The sequence below is a fragment of the Aquiflexum gelatinilyticum genome, from assembly GCF_024741135.1.
Lineage (GTDB): Bacteria > Bacteroidota > Bacteroidia > Cytophagales > Cyclobacteriaceae > Cognataquiflexum > Cognataquiflexum gelatinilyticum.
Map to the genome: position 1 here is coordinate 103,228 of NZ_JANSUY010000015.1, position 21,266 is coordinate 124,493.

Below are 21,266 nucleotides of genomic sequence, written 5' to 3' on the forward strand. Positions count from 1 at the left end.
AGGTATAGTGATACCCTTTCATAAAAAATTATGAATCCAAGGATTTGATAAAAGAAAAAATCCGGGATTATCAATCAAACACAATAAGATTTTGGATGAATTTCTGTTCTAATCCAAACCTTGTACTGACGATCCTCAAGGTGACAGTATACGAACCTACCGGAATTTCTTTGCCTCTCACCAATCCATCCCACTGACAAAAAGCTACCCGTGATTGGATTTCACTGTTTTCACAGAAATGGATCAATTCCCCGTTTCTATTATGGATCCAGATTTGAGCCTTTTCCACTGCATCATTTACATACACTTCAAAATGCTTATTGACATCACTCAAGTTCATTCCTGTTGTAAGAATGGCTTGGAAGGTACAATCCTCAAAAGTAGAAAAAGAAGATTCAAAGACACATCCATCAGCATTGGTCACCAATAAGGTATAATTACCTTCTCTTCTAAGATTCAATGTTGGTTCATCAGAAATAAACTCTCCATTGAGAAACCACTCATAAGATTCAAAAATCCCCGGATTAACAATTTCACCATAACTGGACTCGGTGCAAATGGAATAGAAGGGTTTTATGTCAGGTCTAGTTTCATCATAACTTTTCAACACAAGGATCAAATCCCTTCCGATCTCGCAACCGATGCGATTGTAAACTACAGCTTCATATGTCCCTTCTTCCCCGGCTTCTATTTCTCTTTCGTTGGCAAACTGCGTCAAATTAGTCTGTGTCCCATCCGCAGCGATAAAAATCCATTCTATCCTTTCTACTTCTTCAAAATCCGAATCCATTGTTACTGTTGTAAATTGTCCATCACCACAAATCAAACCCGAAGTCAAAGTCACATCAACCTCAAAAACCGGTTGCTTCACTTCAAAAGGTTTTGGATTGAAACCGCATAGACTTGAGCCTCTAGGCTGTACATCCAAAGAAAAATTACCATAAGCAGTCGGATACCACATTTCTCCCCTTCCTACTATTTTCAGGTTTTCATCATACCACCTGATTGACACCGTAGAAGGATCTACACCAAATAATTCTGCTTTGTAAAGTTTATTCCCAAAGCAATCCTCACTTTCCAAAACCGGTTCGAAATTAGGAACTGCTATGTTTACAACAGAGAATGGTATTGTACGCGGACAAAATTCAGGACTTGGATCCAAACTTGTTCCGGTCAAAGTATAGCTTCCAGATTGGGTTAACACAAAAGCTTCACCCGCATTTTTTGTTTCTACAGTTCCTGAAGGACTGATCAAAGTAAAGGTCAGGTTCTCTTCTGTCACAGGTACAAAATCGAAAGCTCCACAAATTGTGACTTCTTCAGGAATAGAAAATGGCACAAATTCCTTCACAGGAATATCCAAAATCCTGTTTTCAGGAAGTTTACATCCTGAGGGTGAAATTATTTCAATAGCATAATTATTTCCTGGAACAGATACATCAAAGGAACTGACATTGGAAATGGCTCCAGTGAAGAACACAGCTCCCGAAGCTTCTACAACCCTATATTCCCCTGTGTAGGGTCCATTCAGTAAATTTACCCTGATAATTCCATTTATTTTTCCTGTTTCTGAACATGACTCTCCTATTTCAACCACCTCAAACAGCATTTCAGGGTCAGGATTGTTATTTGGAATAATTACCACCTCTGTTCTGTTACAACCATCCAATTGTGTCTCTAGGACATAAATTCCCGGGTATAAATTGGCGAAAGACCTTGTTTCACCTGCTGAAAGATCGGCTTCCAACAAAGAAAGTTCATTGATTCTAAGAAAATCCAAATCAGATTGGGCAGTAAACAAAAATCCTCCATCCTGCATATTGCAACCGGAAGCGGCCACGACATTTGAATACATAAATTCAGCTTGGTTCTTTACAGAAAACCTGATTTCTCTTTCCGAAACACAATTAGGGTATTGGCTGTCCTGAGCTCTAAAAACAGCCCTGTAATTTCCTGACCCAAAAAGATCCTCCTCTGAATCCAAACTGAGGGAAAATGCATTTCCAAAATCTATCAGTTCTGTTTCGCCGATTTTTTGAATTAACCATTGGCCCGGAATGGGAGTATCCAACCCGATTTCGACAATTTCTCCCATACAGACCTCATTGCTGTTGATCAACAAACGGAAATCCCGAGGCTGTCCAACGTAAGTTCCGCCGTTTATTTGGCAATCCGTCCCTCCTGAGGAATTTGTCAAAAACAGTGAAATAAAATAATACCCTTCATCTTGTACACTCAATTCATTTTGGCTTCCTACAATATCTCCTGCAGAATTGGTCCATTCAAAAGTGTATTGGCTGATGTTTGGAGTAGTTGGATTAATGGCAGTGAGGACAACAGGAGTACTGCCGCACAATAAATAATCCGGCTGAAGAACTATTTGAGGGCCTTGGATTACAGAAAGGTTTTTTGAAGCCGTATATATGATATCATTTCCCCGTCTCACACTCAATGTGACAGTATAATTCCCCAATTGGGAAAATTGCACACTGATATTCTGAAAAGTTGCTCCTCCGTTTCTGGTAAAATGTTCTCCTCCCGAGGGATTTATGATTACCCAATCATAGACATCCGTTGTCGGTTCACCACCTCCTGAAAAATCAGCTATGGCACTTCCAAATATGACACATAAGTTGTCCGGACCGGATAATACAGGGTCAACAAATAGATTTTTTGAATTATTTGAACCTTCGATTTCATTTGCAAAAATCCGGTCACATTCTACAAACAAAATGAAAAGAACCAAAATAATTCTAAGCCTTAAAAAGTCAGGGGCATTTTTCATAAAATAATTGTTCCGTGGGTGATATATCAGCGAGATAGTGTGATTTAAGACCAGAAATCCAAAACCAACATCCCAATGTACAACACAAAAACAATACCATTAATATCCCTCTGCAAAAAATTACAACTCAAAAATATCGGTCTAACCTTCTAATTATCAATGGAAAATATTTTACACCTATACTTTTAAAATTAAAATTGTTTGTATGACAAAAAAAACCATCCAACCTTCAAAATCAAAGACCCAAAATCCTGAAGGGGTCAATCAACAACCGTAACTGAGCTAATTATGGATTTAGAAATATTTTCAAAATTATTTTTATAAATGATCTTGACGGAATAATTCCCGGGCTGAATTGATTGTCCATTGAATTCTCCATTCCATTCGCAAGAGTCCATTCCAGCATCAAAATTTTGCTTGGTACAATGGAAAACCATCTGACCCCAATTATTAAAGATATAAACCTCAATTTGATCAACCAAAGAATTGGAATAAACCTTAAATGGCATTGAAACATCCTTTGTGCTCATTCCAGTAGTATGTCTGACTTGAAAAACACATTCTTCCTTTACTTCAAAGGAAGTTGTAAATAAACAGCCTTCAAAACTCGTCACGGTCAATTTGTAACTTCCTTTCTCTGAAGGTGAAAATGTAGGTTGGTCATTCACCAAAACTCCGTTCAAAAACCATTCATACTTTAAGAAAGAACCCGGATTGATAGAAACGACATTTCCCAATGACGGACAGATGATATAATTTTCCTCGACCTGAGGCCTATTTTCATCCATACTTTTCATGAGGAGGATTAAGTCACTTCCCAAAAGACAACCCAGATGGTTTCTCATCTCCACCTCGTATGTACCTTCTTGAGAAACCACGATTTCATTCTGGTTTAAAAAATTTACCAATGAGATTCTATTCCCATTGAAATCTGTAAAAAACCAATTTATAATGATTGAAGGAGAAAGATTAGCTTCTAATGTAATGGAAACACTTTCTGTGTCCGGACAGTAAGGCGAGGATACAAGCTTGCCTTCAAATGCAAGTATTGGCTTACTTATTTCAAATTCCTTTTTGTTGGGTTCAGGACATGCAAAACTTCCCTTTGGTCTTACCTCCAACTCAAAAATACCGAAACTCTGTGGACTCAAGAATTCTTCGGTTCCGACCAACTCACCAACTTCATTGTACCAAAAAATATCAACTTCAGCAGTTGGTTTGCCAAACAAGTTGGCTGAATAAACAAGTTTTCCTTCACAGTTTTGTTCTAAAATCTCGGGCTCAAAATCCACTGAAGCATTCTTTATTACCTGTATTTTTTTTGTGACAGTACACAAGGCAATATTGCTGTCAGCACTTTCTCCTGTAATGGAATACTCTCCATTTTCTGATATCAAGAATTTCTCGCCTTTCCCAAAAGTATTTGAAGTTCCATCTGGATTGATAACTGTGAATTTTAAATCCAAATCTGTAATCGGAATAAGTTCAAAAGTTTCACAGACAACCAGCTGTTCAGGTACTTCAAAGAATGCCAAATCCTCACTTTCTTTTATGCTGACAAGAGCTCTGCCGATTTCACAGGACAAATCATTGAATACGACTGCCTCATAGTTTCCAGGACTGCTGACAGAAATCCGGGTTTCATTTTCGAATTGATCCAAAACCGATATGTTCCCCAATAAATCTATGTACAACCAGGAAATGGTTTCAACTGACTCTTGATCTGTTGAAAGAGTAATCTCGGAAATTCCCCCCGGGCAAAGTGCTGTAGATTGAAGAGATAACTCCACTTCTAAAATTTCACGATCGATTATGAAGGATTTTGGAGGTGTTGGGCATGCCTCTGAGTTTTTAGGCTGCACTTCAAGTTTAAATTCTCCAAAAGAAGTTGGGAATAAAAACTCTTCTGTTCCGACTATTTCATTTTTTTCATTGAACCAAGTAATATTAAACCTGCTTGGATCAGCGCCAAAAAGATTGGCAACATACTGCTTGTTACCAAAACAATCTCTTGAAATCAATTCAGGTTGATATTCGATAGGATTGGAAACAGTCACAAACAGCGTTGTTTCTTTGGGACACAATCCTCCCTGAGAATCGCTTTCAAATCCCAAAAAAATGTATTCTCCTGATTGGTCAATTCTAAAAGCCTCGTCTTTGGTTTTTGTCACCTTAGAATTGTCAGGGTAAGTCAAAGTAAATGACAGGTTTTGATTTGTAGTCGGGGTTAAGTCAAAATACCCGCAAACATTCAGTCTATCAGGAATAGAATAGCTAACCTGAGGTTTGCTGCCGATTACAATTCTCTCAGTTTTTGGATTAACGCATCCTGCGGCTTCACTGATTTCTACAAAATAATTCCCTGCAGGGGCTAAAATGGAAAATTCTTCCACATCAATTAAATCTCCCTTTTTCACTACCCCACCTGTTGTTGTCAAAAGTCTGTACGTCCCCGAGAAATTTGCCTCAAGCATTTTGATGTAGATTTGGCCATCAATTTTTCCTGAAATATCACAGGTTTCTCCGACCACTTCCTTTACGGTGTATTCAAGGTTGGATGGGGGATTGGTTAGGGGCAAAATAGCACCTTTTGATCTTGAACATCCATTCAAGGCACCTGAAGCTGCATATAAACCTGGTGACAATCCTGGGATTTTAATTACTTCTCCTTCGGTAAGGTTTCGGAATGTGGCAAAAACAATTCCATCTCTTCTAACCCTCAAGATATCCAAGTCAGTCAAAGCAACGATTTCCAAAATCCCGTCGTTGGAGCCACAATTTTCTGAACCCTTTTCAAAGGTAATATTGAAATTACTATGCTGGTTTACTGTGAAATTTACAAAATCTTCAGTTTTACAATATTCGGAAGCGCTGTTATCTACTTCAAAAATTATCTTATACAACCCGGGGCCCTGCAAATCTCTACCTCCAACAATCTGCCATTTGTTGCCATTTCCAAGAAATACTTTATCATCAGTACCTTCTTTTTGAAAAAACCAAGATCCGAAAACCGAATTTCCTGCAGACACAATTGTAGATTGGGATCCTTCACAGACCTGATCTGTACTGATGGACAATTGGTACTCCTTGGGTTTATAGACGTAGGTAGTAATTGAAAATGGACAAACTTCCCCCCCTATTTCATTCAGGGTAAAAAATTCAACACTATACTTATCCTCTTTATTGACTTGGATACTGTTACCTGTTCCGACAAGTTGGCCGCTTCCATCATACCATTTTATTTGGAAAGAACTGAGTTTAGGAGTATTTGGATCCAATAATGTCAGCGTGGCTGTACCATCATTACATAGCAGATATGAATTTTGTATGATTAAATCCGCTCCTTTGTTGATGATGATTTTTTTTGTTCCGGAATATACTTCTTCTACCCCTCTTCTTATGGTCAATTGGATTTCAAACTCCCCTTGTTCTGAAAAGGTATAACTGAAAGATTGAAACCCACCTTCCCTTTCTATTAGAACACTTCCGTCAGTTTTGATAATTTTCCATCGAAATACATCTGAGACCAAACCTCCACCAAAAAATTCTCCGATTATACTTCCATAATAAAGACACAATTCTTCTGGTCCTGTTATTCCAAAATCGCTGATCGTACCCGGTAAAATAGCAGAAACTTCTCCCGGATTTTTATGGTCCAAATCTGATTCTATAGAGGCAATTCCCGATTGCACCGACAAAAAAAGCAATAGAATTGCTATGAGGTGATTTTTTAAACTTTTCATTTGCGAGATAGGGTAAAGATTCAAAAGAAACCTTGACCCAAATCTACAGTATTTTAATTGTAGAAAAAAATATTTTTGTATTTAAAATACATTTATTTAAATATAAAAAACATTTATTCGTATGATTTATAATTTGAAAGTGTTTTTTAAAATCATGTTTGAATAAAAATATTTGTATGATTTCAAAGTAATTATCTTACAAATCTCCAATTTCCCTCAGCATCCTCTCCTGCCCATTCGTAATTTGATTCATTGAACGTTTTGAGCAATTCGGGGTCATTAATTCTATTTTTTATGATATGATTAACCATCATTCCACGCGCTTTTTTTGCAAACAATCCAATGACCTCATATTTCCCGTTCCGATATTCTTGAAAAATAGGAGTGATTACTTTCATTTTCAAGAATTTTTGGTCCACCGCTTTGAAATATTCCTGTGATGCAAGATTCACCAATGCTTCTCCTTTTGCTGTTTCATTGATAGCCTTTGCAATCCGGGTCCCCCAAAACTCATATAGGTTTTTACCTTTCTTATTCTCAAGCCTGACCCCCATCTCCAAACGATATGGCTGAATCAAATCCAATGGTTTTAGCAATCCATACAAACCTGAAAGAATTCGCAAATTTTCTTGGGTAAACTGAAAATCCTCTTCCGAAAAATTATCCACATCAATTTGCATATAGACATCGCCTTTGAATGCCAATAGCGCTTGTTTCGAGTTATGCATTTCAAATTCATTTTGAAAATCAACAAATCGCTGCTTATTCAAAACTGCGAGGTTTTCGCTTATCCCCATCAAATTCTGAAGGTCTGAAAGGGATTTTCTTTTCATTAATCTAACCAATTCAAAAGTTTCCTTTTGGAAATCAGGCAATGAAAATAAAGGTAATTCTGAGGTACTTAAATCAAGTGTTTTTGCGGGTGAAATAAGGGTAATCATGCTTATTTTTAATATTTATTCAATTACTAAAATGGACTTTGTGATTTTGTTGGTAACGTTTTGGTTGTTGCTTTTAAAATTGACTACAACAGGATAAACGCCAATTGGGACATAGGTTCCGTTCACTGTCCCATCCCAACTGCAAACAAATGTATCTGCACTTATGTTTTTCTGTTCGCAATAGAAAATCAATTCCCCCCATCTGTTGAAGATGAAAACTTCCAATTCATCTACAAAATCATTGGTATAAACCAAAAAGTTCCTATCGGGATTGCTTGGCACCATGGCGTCAGGAAATATTACCCTCAAGGCACAATCTTCTAGAACTTCAAAGCTTACTGTATACTCGCAACCCAAGTTATCAGAAACGGTAAGCAGATAATTTCCCGGTAAAGTAGGTACAAAAACAGGATCAGGAGAAACTTCATTTCCTTCAAGTTTCCATGAATAAAAATCATAAACCCCGGGGTTAAGTTGAACTGTCACATTTTCTATTGCACAGATCGTATAGCTTGGGGCCAATACGGGAGGAACTATTACCGACCTGGAAATCTGCACTTGTTCCCTAGCCAACTCACAACCTAAATCGCTAATTAAAGCAACTTCAAAAACCCCGACATCAAAAACAGTAACAGTTTGCTGTCCTGTCAAGTCAGGGAGTGGCGTCCTCACAGAACCCACGACACTAAACCAAAGTGTTTCGGAGACATTGGTAAAATCAGCCTCAACCGTAATGTTGGCAAAGGTGTCTCCAGCACAAAACTGTTGTGCTACCAAGTTGATTTCCAAATCCTCTAAAAATTCATCTACTTCAAATTCTATGGTTCTCTCCGGACATAAACCTCCACTTCTTGGTTGAACCTCTAAAGTATATGTTCCTGGACTTGGCGGGAAAAACACCTGATTTCGACCTACAATATCCCCGGCTACATTTCTCCAATAGAAATTCGCATTATTGGGATTAAACCCAAAAAGTACAGCTTCATAGGATACTCCCAAATCGCAGTCTACTATAGGGTCGCTCAAAGAGAAATCGATAGGACTGTTAATGACCACTTCTATTAAACTCAACTCACTTGGACACAAAACCCCATTGGGGTCAAATCCTCTGACGGTGTACACACCGGTAAATTCAAACAAATATCCTCCATCTTGATCAGGATTGATCAATTGCCCGTTTGGTCCCCGTACTTCATAATTAAGTACTATCTGAGATTGGGGTTCTAAAATATACAAACCACAGGCAGTCACATTGGTAGGGACTGAGAATACAACCTGTTCGGCATTGTCAATGATATAAGAAACAGGATCGGGAAAAGCACAATCTACAATATCAATCAGAGTCAAATTATACGTTCCATCAGGGAGTGGGACATTGATGGAATCAGTAGCAGTAAATGTGCCCGTAAACTCCTGACCATCTTCTTGTCTGATCAATTGATAGGAGCCTGACTGAGGGCCAAGATTAAACACTATATCCATTGATCCAAAGTCAACCCCTGTTGCGGTACAGGTTTCAGGATTGGCAGTGATTTCAAAATCAGAAATACCAACCGGAGGATTCAAATTTTGAACCACTACGGGTAGTAAAAATTCACAACCCGAATCACTTGTCGCCACTATTGTATACACTCCCGGTTCCAGTCCAGTCACAACAGGCAACACATCGCCGGAAACCACATTGGTAAATGTTTGGCCTGTTTCATCAATCCGTACCTCATCGGCATCCGCCAACATGGTTATTTCAAAACTACCATTGGCTGCGGCACAGTCATCTGCTTGTGTCAAAACCACCACTTCGAAAACCGGAATCGGAAATACAATCAGTTCCAATTGTTTTTCAATAATACAACCTGCCAGGATAGGGTCTTCTGTAACAAAAATTATATCATAGACTCCAGGAGAGGGAAGAGTATTGGGAACCAGATTCAATTCAAAAAACTCTCCTAATGGAACCCTGTTTACGGTTCCCTGAACCTGATAAAACCATTCTCCGGAAATAGGGGTATTAGGTGCGAATACAACAAGATTTTCATCATAACAAACCTGGTCAGCTGATTGCGTCAGGTCAAATTCAAAAGCGGGGCCTACAAAAACAGAAGCTTCCGAAGGACATGGGTCAAAAAAGGCCGGATCTACACCCGCACCCGGTCTATGGGATACCGATACGGTGAAAATACTTTCTTCATTTACAATGATAGTATTGGAGTTTTGGTCACCAAACAATTGTCCCGCTGCATTTCTCCATTCAAAATCATAAAGCCCATCAGCCGGATTATATCCATCAATCGCAGTAAGACTTATAGGAGTTCCCAAACACAAAGTAACAGCCTCGGGCAATGTAAGTGCAGGAGGAGCAATCACCAAAACTTCAAGCCTTCCTTCATAAAAATCAGGATCTCCACAGCGGTCTACCCTCAGATCAACTGTATACAGACCAGGTCTGGTAAATTGATGCTCATAAATCTGAAACTGCTCACCAGGACCGCCAAAGTTATTGAGTTCAACGGTGCCGTCCTCGTGGGTGATTGTCCAGAAATAACTGTCAATATCAGGTTCGCCAGCTCCTTGGAACTGTCCAATCACTCCATTTTGGGGATCAAGACATAATTGCGGAGTTCCTGAAAGTAAAGGATCAGGTATGCTGCTACCGGACTGCTGCACAAAAGAAGGCAATCCCAGGTTACTCATCCCTGTCAATGGAGGTGAACCCATTTCATTGTAAATACTCACATTGCAATCGGTGCCTGAATTGATGGATCCAAGCATATTCTGGCCAGGTCGGGCAACATAGATTTGACCATCGGGACCGATTTGCAAGGCTCCAAATGGCCCCGATGTGCTCAACACTCCCCTTACTGAAGAATTCAAAATACATGCCTCTCTTTGAGGTCTTGTGGTGGCATTTTCAAAACAGGTTGCGCAGGCTAAAGGAGTGGTACCGTTTTGCTCCGGAGCATGTATCAAAAACTCCTCTACTTTTCCTCCTCCCCCAGTATATGAGACATAAGCACGGCTGCCATCTGGAGAAAATTCCATTCCATATATATCCTCTCCGTTACATCCCAAATCCAACAAAGCATACTCCGTCATCTCTCCGGTTTCAGGATCAAAATCAAAAATTTCCAATCTGCTACAAGCCCCATCCTGAATAGTAACAGCAACTTTCGTCCCATCAGGGCTGAATTTCATCGTACCTACACCTGTATTAAATCCATGATTGGATCCAACAGATGAAAATACCGGGCTACCTATCCCAAATATTGAAACAGGATATGCCCTGAATGTATTATTGCCAAGTTCGTGGAACAACACCCATGTGGTATCTCCCGCTGCCAATGCAGCTGAATGCTCTGTGCTTGGACTGAAAAGGAAATTGTCCTTACTGACTACATTTCCGACCCCGTTCGGATTTTCGACTTTGATATCTACAACAGAAAATTTAACCTGATTACTTCCATCTGCTGCAGTTTGGGTAGTAAAGAGATAAAATATTGTTTCATCTTGTGGAACAGGAACAGCCAACACACTTTGGGAAGAAAGGTTACTTCCACCGATGCTGTCTCCGTTTTCCATGACATTCCCATTCAGGTCCCAAACTGTTTCCCCATCAGTAAAGAACAAGACCTGACCAGTTTCATCTGATATCGTTGTCGTACCTGCAGGGATGTTTTGATTGTGGCTGACCGCTCTCGGTGTGGGTCCATTGGGATTGTTGGGATCAGGATTAAAATCCAATCCGGCACCATCTCCAAAATACCAAACGTTATTGCTTTGGTCATTTAAATCCCAGATCCTAACTCTAACACTGCCATAGGCATAGCATTCAGAACCCGGTTCCCTTACTAAAACCCAATACAATCCCGGCAAATCAACACAATTGTCTTTGATTGGTCTCCATTCCCGGATATTGGACCAAAAATATTCATAAGTTCCACCGCCGCCTCCACCGCCGCCTTGGTCGTCACCCGCCTGGACTTCCAGCATTGAGCCAATATCTACGCAGGCCCCCTCACAAACCGTGGTGTCTTGCGCGCTGAATTGAACCTGCAATTCATTAGGCAACAATGTGATGGTTTTGTTTACTGTTTGTGTGGTTCCGTCAGCAAAAGTTACTGTCAAGGTAACATCAATGCTCTCGTTGGAAGTAGCTTCCTCAGGAATCAACAAATGCTCTTGGGTAAAATCGATATCAACCGGAGCACCATCTTCATCTGTTAATGGCGGATTAAAAGTCCATTCAAAGCTTACAGGGCGAAAATTTTCGGGTGTAATCAAACTTGTCAACTGTACCGGATTGTTAGAGCAGGGTTCTTCAGGATTCCATTCAAAATCTACTGTTGCATTGATGTTTTGATTTGGAGCAAACTGTGGAAAAATCCTTCCACAAAAATCTGTTCCATTAAATGGATCTTCTTCCAATTCGATTTCAGTAAGGTCAACCACATCAGGATTTTCAACACGACCGATCAATTGAGGACCACCAGCTACTTCTTCATATATGTAATAAAGTCTGCCATCAGGTCCTGTTTTTACATCATAGATCTGAAAAACGTCATTTTCAAAGGGAATTACCTCAGGAGTTGCAGTCAGATCACTCAATGGAACCCGAAGCAACTCATCACCGCGGGAAAAATAAATAAAATCACCATCAGGGGAAAAGGCAGCTCCTCCAAAATCAGCGCCACTACTTGATTGGGAAATCGGCTCCAAAACTCCAAAAGAGCCCGTTGCCACATCAAAGTCTAAAACGACAATATCCGCACTTGGGTCTTCAGGAATCAATATGATTTTTTGGGAAGCTTCATCGAAAACCATAAACTTTGGAGTGAATGGAATCGCAGCATTTGTATTGAGGATAAATTCACCGGGGTTTGCACCTATTCTTCTTGAAAATATCGTACCACCTTCGATACTAAGCAGATATGAGGGGGATTGAGGTGTTTTCACCACCATGATTGGTCCGGAAACTGCACCGACAATTACTTGGTCTTTCTCTATAATTTCTCCCAAAGGAGGTTCATTGCCTACCGCTTGTCCGGGAGCATTCATATCAATAAGGGAGTACTGCAAATCCCCTGAAGAATTTTTATAAAAAATGTAATACAGTTTATCTCCAGCAGGATCATAATTCAACACTCCAATGGCCAAATCTTGCTGTCCATTGATGTTTCCGTCTATACCTGGAGCTACACCTTCAAGTATTTGATTGTTCGCATCATAGACCAAAACACCGTTGCTATAAAAAATAATGTTGCCAGAAATTGGATCGATGGCTACTGCGTTGTTATTTTGTCCTATAATCACCCCGCTTGGAAGATTCCTTACTATTGGATCTTCTCCTTTTCCAAATGAAAGAATGTTGTTTTGGCCTGTCCCGCAGTCACCAAAAATCCATTCGTTATTGTTAAAACCTTGGGCATGAAGGGGTGCAGTATTTAATGCATTGTTTAAAAATATTAACGCACTAAAAAAAAGGAAAATTTTTATGGAATTACTTAGGCTTTTCATAATTTACACGTTGCGTTTAAAACAACAAAACGTTTTCGACGTTGCAAAGGTGAATCTAATTGCTAACATAACGAATTACTACTTGCAAAGGTCTTTAATACTCCGTCTTTTTTTTGTTTCCTCGATTTTTATGGGAACTATGACTTTGCAGGCGCAGGACCCGCAATTTAGTCAGTACTATGCTGCGCCTCTTTATCTCAATCCTGCCTTTACAGGGTCTGAAATGTTGCCACGTATCGGTGCAAACTATAGAAATCAATGGCCAGGGTTACAGGCACAGTTTACCACTTTCTCTGCTTACTATGACACCTACCTGGATGATTACAACAGTGGAATTGGATTTATGGTTATGAATGATGTTGAAGGTGGCGCAAAATTACGGTCAACAACTGTTTCGGGTTTATATTCATATGAGCTCAGGGTCGGTGAAAATGCCTATTTCCGTCCTGGAGTACAAGCTTCCTACATCAGAAGGGATATCGGTTTTTTTGAAAACCTTATTTTTGCCAATCAGATCAATCCTGCTGACCCCTTAGGTCCTACTCTACCAAGTACAGACCTTCCCGGGTCCGGTGAACCTGTAAATCTTTTATCCCTCTCTTTTGGTGGACTTTTCTTTACTGACAAATTCTGGTTTGGTCTTTCTGCCCATCACGTCAATGAACCTAATCAGTCTTTCCTTGACGGAGTTAGCCCATTGCCTGCTAAATTTTCCATCCATACAGGGTATAGAATTTCATTAGGTTCAGGAAGTTACCGTTCTGATTTTACACACCAAAGAAAACAAAGGTACCTGCTTCCTACCTTGAATTATAAGCGTCAAGGTCCTTTTGAACAACTTGATATTGGTGCTTACCTCCACATGGAACCCCTAAATCTTGGAATCTGGTATAGGGGACTTCCTTACAAACCAGTGGAAAACCAAAACAACCGTGATGCCATCGTGATGATGATCGGGTTTAATTTACCCACAGGGATGAGCATGGGTTATAGTTTTGATTACACAGTTTCCCAACTTGGGATCCAATCCGGAGGTGCCCATGAAGTCAGCATTTCGTTCCTTTTGGCTGACAAAAACCAAGCAAGAACACGAAAAAGAGATACCCTTCTTCCTTGTCCAAAGTTCTAGGCTGATGGAGAGTGAGGATATCAAGTACCTTCTTTTGTTGATTCTTATTTTGGGTTTTTTTGCAGAAAAATCTCTCAGCTACCTAAATATCAAAAGACCGGTACCTGCGATCCCAAAAACGCTAGACCAATACATCAGTCAACAAAAACTTCTGGAATCCAAATCCTATCAATGGGCAAATTTTAGATTTGGCCTTTTGACAAGTACCACAGTATTTATCCTAACAATTGCCTTCATTTATTTCGGGGTTTTTGGTTGGCTGGATATTTTCCTAAAAGGACACATCACCCACCCGATCCTCCTTTCTCTGGTTTATTTTGCAGTAGTGTTTATCGGTTCCGACATTATTTCCATTCCTTTCGATTATTACCAGACTTTTGTCATTGAAGAAAAATTCGGATTCAACAAATCCACCAAAAAGACCTATTTCTCTGACAAAATAAAGGGATACATCATTTCTATCGTAATTGGGGGACTATTGCTTGGGACACTTTTATGGCTGATCCATCAGATGGGAAAGGACTTTTGGTGGCAATTCTGGCTCGTCTCGGGAATTTTTATGGTAGTAGTCAATATGTTTTATACCGCATGGTTTCTTCCACTTTTTAATAAACTTACCCCTTTGGAAGAAGGTGAACTTAAAAACAGTATTGTCAGGTATGCAAGGTCAGTAGACTTCCCTCTGGACAATATCCTTGTTATGGATGGCAGCAAACGCTCAGCCAAAGCCAACGCTTTTTTTTCAGGCTTTGGAAAGAGAAAAAAGGTAGTCCTTTTTGATACCCTGATCGAACAACATACTCCTGATGAATTGGTGGCAGTCCTCGCTCATGAAATCGGCCATTATAAGAAGAAACACATTTTATGGAGTATGGTCACTTCTGTCCTACAGGTTGGCATCCTACTTTTTATTTTGGCCCAGTTTATCCATAGCGAACAGATGAGTCTTGCTCTGGGGGGAACTGAAATGGCAATTCACCTGAATATAATTGGATTTACGATCCTATTTTCTCCCATATCCGCCATCCTTGGAATCGGTATGAACCTACTAAGCCGCAAAAATGAATTCGAGGCCGACGCATTTGCGAAGAAAACCTATGATGGAAAGCCTTTGGCCGAAGCACTGAAAACCCTTTCTGTAAATTCTCTTAGCAATATCAACCCGCATCCTTGGTATGTATTTTTTAATTACAGCCATCCCCCGCTTTTGGAAAGACTTGAAAGACTGGAGAAGTAGGTAGTAAAGTCAGATGACGGATGTTTCTTTTTTCAGGAGTGCAAATATTCCTTTTGAATTAACATCTCTTATCTTTTCATTATTACAATATTCCAATCTTTCAACTTTCTGATTTTTCAATTTTGGAATATTCCAATTTTCCCATCTTTCTCTTAACTTCAAGGCTAATACCCAAAAGAACCATCACATGCAAGACTTATCTCTCATTCACAAACCTATCACCGGACTATTCCCCTATCCAAAAACCCAGGAAGAGTGGGAACCGTACAGGTTGAGCCAAGAACAAGTTGATTTTTTTCATGAGCAAGGATACCTAAGTGGCATCAAGCTCCTTGATGAAAACCAGATCAACATCCTCAAAAAGGAACTTGAAGAAGTCGCAGATCCAAAACATCCTTTCCACCACCTTTTCCATGAATTCCACAGCAATGAATCGGACGATCCGAATACTGTCTTGTTCCATTCCCTAGGTCATTGGAGGATTTCTAAAGCTTTTCATGATGTGATCTGGAATCCGGCTTTTGTCATGGCAGCTAGTCAGCTTCTTGACAATCAAAAAGTCCGGTTTTGGCATGATCAATTATTCTGTAAGCCTGCCCATCATGGAGGCGTAGTGGCTTGGCATCAAGATTATTCCTATTGGACACGAACGATCAAGATGCAGCACCTCACCTGTTGGTGTGGACTCGACGATGCGACCACCGAAAACGGCTGTCTCCACTATATACCCGGCAGCCACAAATGGGGTCTGTTGGAAAAACCAGCTCTTGCAGGCAAAATGGATGGGCTAATGGAGTTTATGACTGAAGAACAAAAAGCTGCATTCAAACCGGTGGCCATCGAACTCAAAGCCGGATATGGGACTTTCCACCATCCACTGATGGTGCATGGAAGCTACGAAAACCGCTCCCCAAGAAGCCGGAGGGCTTTTGTTTTGAATGTTTTTGCCGATGGTACTATCTCCAATACAGACGATGAATTACTCAAAGGTGTGCCTGTGATAGCAAAAGGACGAAAAATGGAAGGTCAGTTTTTCCCCTTGCTGAATTGAATGGGTATAAATTGTTTCCAAAAAAATAAATGGTCTAAGATTCCTTTCTAGACCATTTTTTTTTAATCTCCTATCTTACCGAATTTTTCATTGAGATTCCTATTGCCGTGAATTTTGCATCTATTTTAATAATTCATGTAATGCATTGATTTTTTGGGTGATGTAAATTTGATCATCAATTATTTATCAACATAAACCCATGAATTCATGAACCAACAGAAAAATGAAAACCGCAATCCTCAGGATGGAAAAAATTCAAATCCGAGAACAAACCAAGAAAGAGGTAGAAATGACCTTAATCCTACTGACCGAGGTGAAAGAAAAACTGATCGGGAATTTGATCTTGATGAGGAAAAGGAAAGTAAATTGAAAGTTACTTCCAAAACGATTGATCCCTCAAAAAATAAAGATTTGGAAAAACAAAACGAAAACAAGTCGCTTCCAAGGCATGAGGATCCAAATGTGAATGCTCAAAATGAAAACCACAGGGAAAAAACCGGAACGATGAGGAATCTACCAAAAAATCAGGTTCCTGCTGAAGAATAGAATTTTAATCTGCAATTCGCCTCTCCTGATAAATCAGGAGAGGTGTTTTCCACAAAAAACCTCAGAAATATCGATATTCCCTCCGCAACTGATACAATCTGATAAAAAAGGTTAGAAATCGGTATCCAAAAACCCCTAAAAAAGCATGAACAACCTGTTGGAAACCTTGATCACAGGATATTGAGCAAAAAATTAGGTGGCAGCTGAATCAGAGCCATCATTGTATTTGCTATTATTTACTTTTTGTTAAGTTAGTGCAGCTAGCTCAATCAATAGAAGGATAGACAAAAAGGACATATACTGATTGTCGAATCTTTTTAGCCCGAAAACCGTCAGCCTCATCACTGACGGTTTTTTTCTTTTTAAATCAATAAAATAAGGGGACAATTCTCTACCAATTTTATGCTTTTCTTTAATATGAAAGTTTTAACCCTACCTATTTACAAATTCCCCTTATTAAATTCCTCCACGGCATGGTTTGCTGCACGGGCAGTGAAAGCCATAAACATCAGGGTAGGATTCTGGGTACTTGTACTCGTAAAGCTCGCTCCGTCCGTGACGAATACATTTTTGCAGGTATGTAGTTGATTCCATTCATTCAGCAGTGAGGTTTTTGGATCTTTTCCCATTCGGACACCGCCCATTTCATGGATATCCGATCCCGGAGGTGCTTTGCTGTCTTCGACTTTGATATCTGTAAAACCCGCTTTTTCGAACATCTCCTGTTGCTGCTGCAGAAAATCCGCTGTCATCTTATCGTCATTATCAGTCCATTCTACAGAAAGGATAATCTTCGGAATTCCATATTTGTCCTTTTCCTCAGTACTGAGGCGGATATGATTGGTTTCGATCGGCACAGTCTCTCCCTGCATCCAAGCAGACATGCGCCAGGTACCATATTTTTGGTTGAGCAAGTTGTCACGGAGATCGTGACCAATGCCACTTGTGTCTGAACCAAGACCTCTTCCTCCTGCCATCCCGATAGAATAGCCACGGAGAAAGTCCGTATCCTGACGGAATACATTCCTGAATCTCGGCACATAAGCGTGTCCTGCATGCCTGCCGTCAGTGGCCTTGTCAGCAAATCCCTCATAGCTCGCACTTCCTTTTCCACGGTAATTATGACAGGCAAGGAACTTGCCCATCAGGCCGTTGTCATTGCCGATACCATTGGGGAATCGGGATGATTTGGAATTGAGTAATATCGCATTGCTCGCAATGGTGGATGCATTGACGAAGATGATTTTTGCATAAAACTCCATGGCATCACCTGTTGCCCTGTCAATGATTCTTACGCCTGATGCTTTTCCTTTTGCTTCGTCATAGATGATGGATTCCACTACCGAATCAGGACGAATGGTCAGATTTCCGGTCTTTTCTGCCCAAGGCAAAGTAGACGCATTGGCTGAAAAATAGCCACCGTACACGCAGCCACGGTTACACATGCCTTGGTTTTGGCATTTATTTCTTCCTTGTTCTCTATGTATTTGCTGAGGATCAGTAAGGTGCGCACACCTGCCCTGAATCAGGTGCCGGTCGCCATAATTCTGCTTGAGTTGTTCTTTATAATATTGCTCGATGCAACTCAACTCAAATCCCGGCTGCACGATGGAATCCGGCAACTCAGGCAATCCATCCCTTCCTCCGGCGATTCCTGCAAATGTCTCTACATAATCCAGCCAAGGCTCTAGGTCTTTATATCTCACCGGCCAATCTACCGCATAGCCATCCCGTGCAGGACCTTCAAAATCGTAATCAGACCAACGCTGTGTGGCCCTAGCCCAAAGCAATGACTTGCCACCGACATGGTATCCACGAAACCACCGGAATGGTTTTTCTTCTATGATTGGTTGCTCATCCTCAGCCAAAGCCCAATGCATAGTCTCTTCCCTCGCCCACCTGGCGGCACCGATTCCGGATCGCTTATCCACAGGCACGGCACCACGGAACTCAAACTCCCAAGGTGCTTTGGAAGCGGTGGGGTAATCTTCTATGTGACGGACCATCCTGCCCCTTTCAAGGACTAGGGTCTTCAATCCCTTTTCTGTAAGTTCTTTGGCTGCCCATCCTCCGCTGGCGCCTGAACCAATCACGATCGCATCATAGGTGCGCTTATCTTTTGAATCCTGTAACATATCGTCTTGGGTTAAGCTTGGGAAGGTACATCGATGCATCCATGGAAATAGCCCGGTGCCACTTTGTATCCCCGGTAATCTACCATCACCTCTTTGACTGTGGTGAATCCAATGATGGTCTGTGATTTCATGAGGTCAAAAAACTTCTTTTCTTCCTCATTTTCGGATGAGGCAAAAGAGAGTAGAAGTCCTTCACGTTCTTCTTGGGTTGCTTTGTCAAAGGATTTTCCGATTTCGGATTTTGACTTTTCCGCAAGTGAAGCCAACTGCGCTTTGATCAAATCCTGATCGTTCTTTTCATAGCAATGCTCAAAAAGTCTAATCAGGTACTTGTCCGTACCTGTACTCAGGGCACCTATGGGCTGGGCATCCGGGGTAGGGACTTTGGGTGGTAAACCTGCAGGAATTATCGTATCGGCAATGGCTGTGATCAATTCCTCTTCCTTGAAAGAGAAAAAACCTTTGTGTGTCAATTGGTCAACGAGCTGCCATTTCCAGTCCACAAGAACCAACCCTGCGATACCCACAGCGGTACCTCCAAGTATTTTAAGCGATTTTCTTCTGTCCATAAATGTTATTTCGGGATGCAATACTGCTGTAATATAGGGCATTGACTTTTAAAATAACAGTCCAAAAACTCCAAAATCTACCAATGGAAAATGAAAGGGATCGGTGGAGGATGGGGGAAAGGAAATGAAACATTACTAAAATAAAGGAGGAAGGGTTAGTTTATAAAGTGATTAAAAAAATTAAATTTGACGAAAAATTTATTTTAAAAAAATCGCAGGAAACTAAAGGCAAGTCACATAAATTCCCATTGAAACTAAATATGAAGAAAATAGAAAAAAAAGAAATTAGAAGTAAAGTGACTTTATCAAAGTTGACATTCCATAAACTCGATTGGTTAGAAAAATTCACCCTAGGGATTGGAATTTGGTTTTTAGTCTACCCAAAACCTTATGAAATCCTATTTTCAATTTTACTAATAATTCCTATAGTTGGTCTAATTCTTAATGGATTTACAGGAAGGCCAAGCATTTCCAGTTTGGTTGAAATCTCTAAAAATAGTGATGGCTCAGATAAATATGATGTCGCTGATTTCATAGACTTCGCTGCATTAATCATTCTTATTCGCGTTTTGATTGACTTTACATTTGAAAGTTTGTATAGCCTGATAATACCCGGGACAATCACATTTATAATTATGCTAATCTTGTTGTTTGCTACTCATAAAATAATTGAAAAGACAACAAAAAGCAGAGCCTGGATATATACTTCCCTCATATTTAATATTTTTTTATACAGTTATTCTGCAGCATATGGATTGAATTGCGTTTTCGACAACTCAGAACCTCAGGTTTTCGAAGCAAAAGTGATTGATAAAACAATTTCGAAAGGAAGACGGCATACCACTTACTATATTAAAGTTACACCTTGGGGACATCATTATGATCCAGAAGAAATTTCAGTCAGTTCATCTCATTGGGAGAATATAGAAATTGGGCAAACAGTAAAAATTGATTTAAAAAAAGGATTATTAAATATCCCTTGGTACTATGTTGAATGAAAATAAAGTAAAACAGTGTTAGTTCAATAAAATTACCATTTACTTTTGTCAAACCCATGTCCCAAAAAAATGAGGATTGAACTAGAAACTGATAGGACTTACTTGCGAAATCTGACAGTCGCAGATGCGGAAGATTTTTATACTCTCAATCTAGATCCTGAAGTCATGAGATACACAGGTGACAACCCATTCAAGTCCTTCGAAGAAGCAAAAAGATTTCTTGCTGAATATGATCAATACCAAAAATATGGTGTAGGACGGCTTGCAGTAATTGAAAAGAAGACCGGTGATTTTTTGGGTTGGTGCGGACTTAAGTATACACCGGAACAGGATTATTATGATTTGGGCTACAGATTTTTTCGATCCCATTGGAACAAAGGCTATGCGACTGAGACCGCCTTGGCCAACCTACATTTCGGCTTCAGACAAAAAGGTCTCGATGAAATCGTCGGAAGGGCATTGTCTGGAAATACGGCTTCCATCAAAGTTCTGGAAAAAATAGGAATGACTTACAGAAAGGAATTGGATTTTGAAGGAATGGAAGGTGTTTGGTATTCGATTACAAGAGGGGAATATGAAAGCATGATTTGAATCTATACCTGTTGAGTTTTTTTCTGTGCC

General features: G+C 40.0%; 12 protein-coding genes. 6 read left to right on the forward strand and 6 right to left on the reverse strand.

Annotation, left to right across the window (positions count from 1 at the left end; genetic code table 11):
- Positions 1-70 precede the first annotated feature (70 nt).
- The 4 genes from NU887_RS16005 to NU887_RS16020 all read right to left on the reverse strand — a co-directional run bounded on the left by NU887_RS16005 (position 71) and on the right by NU887_RS16020 (position 12,980).
- The gene (locus NU887_RS16005) at positions 71-2,785 is read right to left on the reverse strand and encodes a hypothetical protein (protein ID WP_258424393.1); all 2,715 of its coding nucleotides are present in this window, start codon (positions 2,783-2,785) and stop codon (positions 71-73) included.
- 260 nt (positions 2,786-3,045) lie between these two features.
- Entirely contained in the window at positions 3,046-6,528 is a 3,483-nt protein-coding gene (locus NU887_RS16010) for a flagellar hook assembly protein FlgD (protein ID WP_258424394.1), read from the reverse strand.
- A gap of 191 nt (positions 6,529-6,719) precedes the next feature.
- The gene (gene yaaA, locus NU887_RS16015; RefSeq protein ID WP_258424395.1) at positions 6,720-7,469 is read right to left on the reverse strand and encodes a peroxide stress protein YaaA; all 750 of its coding nucleotides are present in this window, start codon (positions 7,467-7,469) and stop codon (positions 6,720-6,722) included.
- A 15-nt stretch (positions 7,470-7,484) separates the two neighbouring features.
- The gene (locus NU887_RS16020) at positions 7,485-12,980 is read right to left on the reverse strand and encodes a gliding motility-associated C-terminal domain-containing protein (RefSeq protein WP_258424396.1); all 5,496 of its coding nucleotides are present in this window, start codon (positions 12,978-12,980) and stop codon (positions 7,485-7,487) included.
- A gap of 130 nt (positions 12,981-13,110) precedes the next feature.
- Between NU887_RS16020 and NU887_RS16025 the strand changes: the two genes are divergently transcribed.
- The 4 genes from NU887_RS16025 to NU887_RS16040 all read left to right on the forward strand — a co-directional run bounded on the left by NU887_RS16025 (position 13,111) and on the right by NU887_RS16040 (position 16,943).
- Complete coding sequence (locus tag NU887_RS16025; RefSeq protein WP_258424397.1) at positions 13,111-14,109, forward strand: PorP/SprF family type IX secretion system membrane protein; 999 nt, start codon at positions 13,111-13,113, stop codon at positions 14,107-14,109.
- Positions 14,110-14,113: 4 nt separating this feature from the next.
- Positions 14,114-15,346, forward strand: a complete 1,233-nt coding sequence (locus NU887_RS16030; RefSeq protein WP_258424423.1) for a M48 family metallopeptidase — start codon at positions 14,114-14,116, stop codon at positions 15,344-15,346.
- Positions 15,347-15,533: 187 nt separating this feature from the next.
- Entirely contained in the window at positions 15,534-16,397 is an 864-nt protein-coding gene (locus NU887_RS16035) for a phytanoyl-CoA dioxygenase family protein (protein ID WP_258424398.1), read from the forward strand.
- A gap of 207 nt (positions 16,398-16,604) precedes the next feature.
- Positions 16,605-16,943, forward strand: coding sequence for a hypothetical protein (locus tag NU887_RS16040; RefSeq protein ID WP_258424399.1), 339 nt, complete (start codon positions 16,605-16,607; stop codon positions 16,941-16,943).
- A 440-nt stretch (positions 16,944-17,383) separates the two neighbouring features.
- Here the strand turns inward: NU887_RS16040 and NU887_RS16045 are convergent, their stop codons facing one another.
- Together NU887_RS16045 and NU887_RS16050 are read right to left on the reverse strand one after the other, a co-directional pair.
- Positions 17,384-19,078 (reverse strand): GMC oxidoreductase, encoded by a 1,695-nt coding sequence (locus tag NU887_RS16045; RefSeq protein WP_258424400.1) that lies wholly within the window; start codon positions 19,076-19,078, stop codon positions 17,384-17,386.
- Positions 19,079-19,089: 11 nt separating this feature from the next.
- The gene (locus NU887_RS16050; RefSeq protein ID WP_258424401.1) at positions 19,090-19,689 is read right to left on the reverse strand and encodes a gluconate 2-dehydrogenase subunit 3 family protein; all 600 of its coding nucleotides are present in this window, start codon (positions 19,687-19,689) and stop codon (positions 19,090-19,092) included.
- Between the two features lie 218 nt (positions 19,690-19,907).
- Here NU887_RS16050 and NU887_RS16055 point away from each other — a divergent pair, with 218 nt between their 5' ends.
- Both NU887_RS16055 and NU887_RS16060 read left to right on the forward strand, forming a co-directional pair.
- Positions 19,908-20,645 carry a hypothetical protein gene (locus NU887_RS16055; RefSeq protein WP_258424402.1) on the forward strand — a complete coding sequence of 246 codons (738 nt, stop codon included), beginning with the start codon at positions 19,908-19,910 and terminating at the stop codon, positions 20,643-20,645.
- A gap of 69 nt (positions 20,646-20,714) precedes the next feature.
- A complete protein-coding gene (locus NU887_RS16060; RefSeq protein WP_258424403.1) occupies positions 20,715-21,236 on the forward strand; it encodes a GNAT family N-acetyltransferase in 522 nt (173 codons plus the stop codon).
- Positions 21,237-21,266 lie beyond the last annotated feature (30 nt).

Coding starts and splice junctions, on each gene's coding strand:
- NU887_RS16005 (WP_258424393.1), bottom strand. CDS start 2,785: ATGAAAAATGCCCCTGACTTTTTAAGGCTTAGAATTATTTTGGTTCTT.
- NU887_RS16010 (WP_258424394.1), bottom strand. CDS start 6,528: ATGAAAAGTTTAAAAAATCACCTCATAGCAATTCTATTGCTTTTTTTG.
- yaaA (WP_258424395.1), bottom strand. CDS start 7,469: ATGATTACCCTTATTTCACCCGCAAAAACACTTGATTTAAGTACCTCA.
- NU887_RS16020 (WP_258424396.1), bottom strand. CDS start 12,980: ATGAAAAGCCTAAGTAATTCCATAAAAATTTTCCTTTTTTTTAGTGCG.
- NU887_RS16025 (WP_258424397.1), top strand. CDS start 13,111: ATGGGAACTATGACTTTGCAGGCGCAGGACCCGCAATTTAGTCAGTAC.
- NU887_RS16030 (WP_258424423.1), top strand. CDS start 14,114: ATGGAGAGTGAGGATATCAAGTACCTTCTTTTGTTGATTCTTATTTTG.
- NU887_RS16035 (WP_258424398.1), top strand. CDS start 15,534: ATGCAAGACTTATCTCTCATTCACAAACCTATCACCGGACTATTCCCC.
- NU887_RS16040 (WP_258424399.1), top strand. CDS start 16,605: ATGAACCAACAGAAAAATGAAAACCGCAATCCTCAGGATGGAAAAAAT.
- NU887_RS16045 (WP_258424400.1), bottom strand. CDS start 19,078: ATGTTACAGGATTCAAAAGATAAGCGCACCTATGATGCGATCGTGATT.
- NU887_RS16050 (WP_258424401.1), bottom strand. CDS start 19,689: ATGCCCTATATTACAGCAGTATTGCATCCCGAAATAACATTTATGGAC.
- NU887_RS16055 (WP_258424402.1), top strand. CDS start 19,908: ATGAAGAAAATAGAAAAAAAAGAAATTAGAAGTAAAGTGACTTTATCA.
- NU887_RS16060 (WP_258424403.1), top strand. CDS start 20,715: ATGAGGATTGAACTAGAAACTGATAGGACTTACTTGCGAAATCTGACA.